The following is a 2,974-nucleotide window of genomic DNA, read 5'->3' as shown; positions in this document are numbered from 1 at the left end:
CGCAAGACCAAGTTCCGTGAATCCTTCCGCCCGTTCGCCCCCGCGGTCCTCGCCGAGGACGCCAAGGACTTCTTCGATCTGACGCAGGAGAGCCCTTACATGCTGCTGACCGCCCAGGTCGCCGCGGCACAACGACGACAGCCCGAGGCCGCCGGGGCCGAGGAGCTCACGGGCCTGGACCTGCTACGGGTTGTGCGGTCGACGATCCCGGCCGTGACCCACGTCGACGGCTCGGCTCGGGTGCAGACCGTGACGGCCGAACACAACGGGCGCTTCCATGCGTTGCTCACCGCCTTCCGCGACCGCACGGGGTGCCCGGTGCTGGTGAACACCTCCTTCAACGTGCGGGGGGAACCCATCGTGCGCGACCCCGAAGGCGCCTACGCCTGCTTCATGCGCACCCAGATCGACCTGCTGGCCCTCGGCAATTTCCTCCTGGACAAGCAGGAGCAGCCCCCGTGGCGTGAAGAGGAGGACTGGCGTGCGGCGATCCCCGTGGACTGAGCAGTTGAGGAGCGCGGGCCTGACCGTACTGTACTTCTTAGTGATCTTCCCGATCGGACTGTGCGTACGGATGGTGCGGGATCCGTTGTCTCGCTCATGGGACATTCACCGAACGAGCTACCTGCACCACCCACCCCCCTCCCGCAACCACTGAACCCCTACGACTGAACCCCCTCCTGCTGAACCCCCTCCTGCCCGTGCACCACAGTCCCCAAGACCATCACCACGCGACGCGTACCCAGCACCAGGACACGCGCATCGACGTCCGCGAACCCACAGGCCGCCGCCCAGGCACTGGCCTCCTGCACGCCATGGGGCAGCGGCACGTCTGGCGCGCACAGCTCGGCGAACCGTTCCGACGGACGAAAATGCGGAGCCAACGGCAACGTGAACCCCACACGACCACCCGAACGAAGAGCGCGCTGCCAGTCGGCCAGCGCCCGCCGCCCGAGAAAGTGCAACGAGGACGCGCAGAACACGACGTCGAGAAAGCGATCGGGAACCGGTAGCGGCACGGCATCAGCGACCCGCCAGTCAACCGCCGCGCCACACCCCAACTCCGCGGCACGGGCCCGACCCACCGCAACCATCCGCGGCGACAGGTCGACGGCCAGCACGGGGGGCGCGGTGTCAGGCCGACACCGCGCCAGCTGCAGGGCGACCGCGCCTGCTCCGCACGCCACGTCGGCGACCGCGTCGGACGCGCCGGGGGCCACCCATGCGATCAGGGCCCGGGCGATCGCCTCATGGTGCGAGTGGTCGTAACGGTCAGCCAGTTCGTCGAACACACCGGCCAGCGTCGCACTGTGCATCACGCGCTGATCCTATCGACTCTGCCACCGAGGGTTCGGCACCTTGATCAGCGCAACCCAGGGAGGCCGGCGACGATGCGGGGACCGTCAGCCACCTTCGCGGAGCCGTCCTCACCGGCGCGTCCACCGCCTCCTGGAGCGACCCGCAAACCAACACCAACCACAGATGCCAGGACGAAACACCAGGAGAAAATGACCTCTTGGCCAGTGGCCGTCGCGCTGGAGCCTGGAGGAGATGCGGTTCACGGGCGCGCAGCGCCCGGAATGCGATTTTGCAGCAGTGCGCCCGCAACGGCCCGCGAGTCCGCCGGTCGTGGGCCGAAGTACTTTGGGTGCAGGCTTGTTGTCACTTCGCGTCGGGTTCGGCTTTGCCGGGGACGTGGTTGTGGCAGTGCCGGTGCGGTCCAGCACGTCGGTGGCGGTGGAGTTGAGGAAGAGCGTGAACGTCCATGACGCATCGGTTGCGACGGTCGGGCCGATGCGTAGGAGCTCTTCTTGTGCTGCCGTGAGGCGGTCGACGGTGGTGGCGAGGGCCAGTGTCGTCTGGCCTCGTTCTTGGGTGTGCCGGAGCCGCCTGCGGTAGGTGTGTGCAGGGCGGTCGGCAGGGACCAGGCCGTCCCCAATTGGGTGGGTGGCGTCGGTGGTGATGATCGGGTCGCGGGCGTCGGCGTTGGCATTGCCGGGGTGGAGGCCGGTGGTCTGCCGCATCGTCGGCTCTGGACGATAGGCCACGGGGCAGCCTGTGTTGCGGGCTACGGCCTGCGGCGGCGCGCCGATCGGGGCAGGTTGGTCGACGACCACGACCACGACCACGGCGATGGCCATCGCCATCGCCACGAGCATGGTGCCACGGTGCCGTGCTTGGTCTTGAGTTTGGTGCAGACGTCGTGGAGTTTGGGTTTGCTGTTGGGCAGTCGCCTGTCGTATGCCTTCTTCCTGGTTGGGGTGTTGGTGGTGGCGTGGTGTTTGCTCTTGCCGATGTCCAAGCCGAGGGGGGTGCCGATGTCACTGACGTCGATTACGTGCGTCCTTTGGCCGTTGCCGCCGGGCCGTCCCATGGCACCGGTCGCCGCATCTACTTGCCGTAGAGCCCAACCAGCATCTTCGCCATGACAGCGAACACCTTCACGGGCTCCGGCTGCCTCGACGACCTCGTCGTGTGCTGGGGCAACAGTGGGATGTCGCTGTACGAGGACGCGAGGACACGAGGACACGAGGACACGAGGTCACGGGGCACGAGGACGTGGGGGCGCGGGAGTTGGGGACCTGGAGCCCAGACGCACCGCCCACGCGGCGCGGGTAGTCGGTGATGGCGTCCCTGTTCCTGGTCAGACAGGCGATCCGTCCTGTCAGCTGGTCGTGTTCGCGCTCCAGGGTGGCAATCATCTCGGGTGTCACGTCAGGGAGGTAGATGGCCCGCGGCTCGTTGAGGCAGGGGAGGATCTGCCGGATGATCCGGGTGGACAGCCCGGCATCGAGTAGCCCGCGGATCTGCACGACGCGGTCCGCATGGCCTTCGCCGTATTCGCGGTAACCGTTGCCGGAACGTCTTGGGTGAGCAGTTCTCGGCTTTGTAGCGAATTGCGATCTTGAAGAGAGTGGTTGCTTCCCGTCCGGGTGAGCTGGGCCTGATGTGCGGCTGGTTGGGCTGGATGTGA

3 protein-coding genes and 1 pseudogene are annotated in these 2,974 nt (G+C 67.2%); 1 reads left to right on the top strand and 3 read right to left on the bottom strand.

All coding sequences use genetic code 11. The features are described 5' to 3' along the window. Positions 1-504 (top strand): carbamoyltransferase C-terminal domain-containing protein (locus ACIQU6_RS44270; protein WP_403488337.1); only part of this gene is annotated, 504 nt, incomplete at its 5' end. Between the two features lie 158 nt (positions 505-662). Here ACIQU6_RS44270 and ACIQU6_RS44265 read toward each other — a convergent pair. From ACIQU6_RS44265 to ACIQU6_RS44255, 3 genes and pseudogenes are all read right to left on the bottom strand, one after another. Beyond that, a complete protein-coding gene (locus ACIQU6_RS44265; protein WP_403488339.1) occupies positions 663-1,316 on the bottom strand; it encodes a class I SAM-dependent methyltransferase in 654 nt (217 codons plus the stop codon). Between the two features lie 111 nt (positions 1,317-1,427). After that, positions 1,428-2,159 (bottom strand): hypothetical protein, encoded by a 732-nt coding sequence (locus ACIQU6_RS44260; RefSeq protein ID WP_403488335.1) that lies wholly within the window; start codon positions 2,157-2,159, stop codon positions 1,428-1,430. Positions 2,160-2,615: 456 nt separating this feature from the next. Beyond that, positions 2,616-2,864 (bottom strand): annotated as a pseudogene (locus ACIQU6_RS44255) (MerR family transcriptional regulator); the annotation flags it as partial. Between the last annotated feature and the right edge of the window lie 110 nt (positions 2,865-2,974).

The organism is Streptomyces sp. NPDC090442, assembly GCF_044769405.1.
In the GTDB taxonomy this organism is placed as follows: Bacteria; Actinomycetota; Actinomycetes; order Streptomycetales; family Streptomycetaceae; genus Streptomyces.
The sequence above is the reverse complement of the archived record's forward strand: the minus strand, read 5'-3'. Positions and strand labels throughout refer to the sequence as shown.

Excerpts from the sequence above, each read along its gene's own strand:
- ACIQU6_RS44265 (WP_403488339.1), bottom strand. The coding sequence starts at position 1,316 with ATGCACAGTGCGACGCTGGCCGGTGTGTTCGACGAACTGGCTGACCGT.
- ACIQU6_RS44260 (WP_403488335.1), bottom strand. The coding sequence starts at position 2,159 with ATGCTCGTGGCGATGGCGATGGCCATCGCCGTGGTCGTGGTCGTGGTC.